We start from the raw sequence: 2,648 nt of genomic DNA on the forward strand, positions 1-2,648 counted from the left end.
GAGAAGACTCGAACTTCCACACCCTTGCGGGCGCTAGGACCTGAACCTAGTGCGTCTACCAATTCCGCCACCTGGGCTTCGCTTTGCTGTATTATTTCGCTGCATCTCTGCAACGAGATGCGAATTATAGACATATTCTTGAGGGTGTCAATGGCTAGAACACAAAAAAAACAAAAGACCCTGTCCCTCCGCGAACAGGACCCCTTCCTGGAACGGGAAAAACTTAAATATTCCAATCCCTTGCCGAGCCGAGAGTTCGTTTTAAAAATTCTGGCCGAGCAGGGGGTGCCGCTGTTTCCTGACGAATTAGCGCGCATGTTGTCGATTGCGCGGGCCGAATCTATTTATTTCGAGCGTCGATTGCGGGCAATGGAGCGTGACGGCGAAATCATCATCAATCGCAAAGGCGCGGTTTGCGTTGCCCAAAAGCTGGATCTGATCAAGTGCAAAGTATCCGGTCATCGCGATGGCTACGGTTTTGCCATTCCGGATGAAGGCGAAGGCCAGGGCGGCGATATTTTCCTGCCTGAGCGGGAAATGAAAAAAGCGATGCATGGCGATCGGGTGATGGTCCGTCCGTCCGGCGTCGATCGTCGAGGCCGCCAGGAAGGCAAGATTGTTGAGGTGCTGGACCATGTGGTGACGCGGCTGGTTGGCCGCATCAACCGGGTTCGGGGCGTGTGGGTGGTGACGGCGGAAGACCGTCGCATCAATCACGACATACTGATTGAGCCGGGCGGCGAGGCGGGGGCCAAGGACGGTCAGGTGGTGATGGTGGAAATCCTCCAACACCCGGACGCCTATCGTCAGCCTGTCGGCCAGGTGGTGGAAGTGCTGGGCAACTATGCCGACCCCGGCATGGAGATCGAGATCGCGCTGCGCAAGCACGACCTGCCTCACCAATTCCCGGAGGCGGTGCTGGCTCAGGCCAAGGCGACGCCGAAGAAGGTTCGCAAGAAAGACTGGACCAAGGATCGCGTCGACCTGCGCGATTTGCCCCTGGTGACGATAGACGGCGAAACCGCGCGCGACTTCGATGACGCCGTGTATGCGGAGAAGCAGGGCAAGGGCTTCCGCCTGGTGGTGGCGATTGCCGACGTCAGTTTCTATGTGGAGCCGGGCGACGCCTTGGATCAGGAGGCGCTCAATCGCGGCACTTCGGTCTACTTCCCGCGCCGTGTCATTCCCATGCTGCCGGAAGCCTTGTCCAACGGCATCTGCTCTTTGAACCCGGATGTGGAGCGTATGTGCATGGTCTGCGATATGCAGATCAACGCCAAGGGCGTGGTCAAGCGCTACCAGTTCTATCCGGCGGTGATGCTGTCCAAGGCCAGGCTGACCTATACCCAGGTTTGGGACTGGATCCAGAAAGGCAGCGACAGCCCGCTGTTGCCGCAGATCCAAACCCTGTATTCCTTGTTCAAAGTGCTGCTGGCCGCGCGTAGTCAGCGCGGGGCGATCGAGTTCGACTCGGTGGAGACTCAGATGATCTTCAACGACGCGGGCAAGATTGAGCGCATTGTGCCAGTGGTGCGCAACGATGCCCATCGCCTGATTGAGGAATGCATGCTGGCGGCCAACGTCTGCGCGGCAGATTTCCTGGAGCAGAACGGGCACAAGGCTTTGTATCGGGTGCATGAAGGCCCGACCGAGGAGAAGCTGGAGAATCTGCGCAACTACCTGCGCCTGGTCGGCTTGAGTCTGGGCGGCGGGGAAAAGCCCACGGCCAAGGACTACGCCAAACTGGCGGAACAGATTCATGGGCGGCCCGATGCGCCGGTATTGCAAACCATGTTGCTGCGTTCCATGCAGCAAGCGGTTTATACCCCGGACAATAACGGCCACTTCGGCTTGGCTTACGAGGCTTACGCGCACTTCACTTCGCCGATTCGCCGTTACCCGGACTTGTTGGTGCACCGTTCGATCAAGGCGGTGCTCAAAGGCGGCAAATACAAGCCGGGCAAATGGGCGCAACTGGGCGTGCACTGCTCTATGACCGAGCGCCGGGCGGACGACGCCAGCCGCGATGTCGAGTCCTGGCTGAAAACCTACTATATGCGGGACAAGGTAGGCGAGATCTTCAAGGGCAAGATCTGCGCGGTGACCAGCTTCGGCGTATTCGTGTTGCTGGATGAGGTGTATGTCGAAGGCCTGGTGCATATCTCCGAACTGGGCAAGGACTACTTCCACTTCAAAAAGGACGTCCAGGCGATTGTCGGAGAGAAGAGCGGCATGCAATACCGCTTGGGCGATACGCTGACCGTGAAGGTGATGAGCGCCAATCTGGAAAGCGCTCAAGTCGACTTCGCTCTGGTCAAGGAAGGCGACCTGCAAACCGCCAGGCCAGTGCCCGCGCGTAGCGCCGGCGCGCGCCAGGGCGGTTCGCGCCGGGCTGCCGAGCCTAAGTCTGTAGAGGCAAAACCGCCGGCATTGCCAGCGGCGCCCAAGGGACGAAGCAGAGGGGGGGCTCAATCGCCGGTGTCGAAGCTTGCGGTCAACAAGCCTGTGGCGAGTCCGTCCGCCGCGAGCACGCCGGCGGAGAGCAAGCCAGTAGCGAGCAAGCCAGTAGCAAGCAAGCCAGTAGCAAGCAAGCCAGTAGCAAGCAAGCCAGTAGCAAGCAAGCCAGTAGCAAGCAAGCCAGTAGCAAG

1 protein-coding gene is annotated in these 2,648 nt (G+C 59.3%); it reads left to right on the forward strand.

Translation table 11 applies throughout. The annotated features are described in order from the left end of the window. Positions 1-144 precede the first annotated feature (144 nt). Positions 145-2,648: ribonuclease R (rnr, locus tag NK214_RS24705; RefSeq protein ID WP_371926314.1), on the forward strand; the 2,504-nt coding region annotated here is incomplete at its 3' end.

This window comes from Chromobacterium sp. S0633 (assembly GCF_024158805.1).
Taxonomy (GTDB): Bacteria; Pseudomonadota; Gammaproteobacteria; order Burkholderiales; family Chromobacteriaceae; genus Chromobacterium.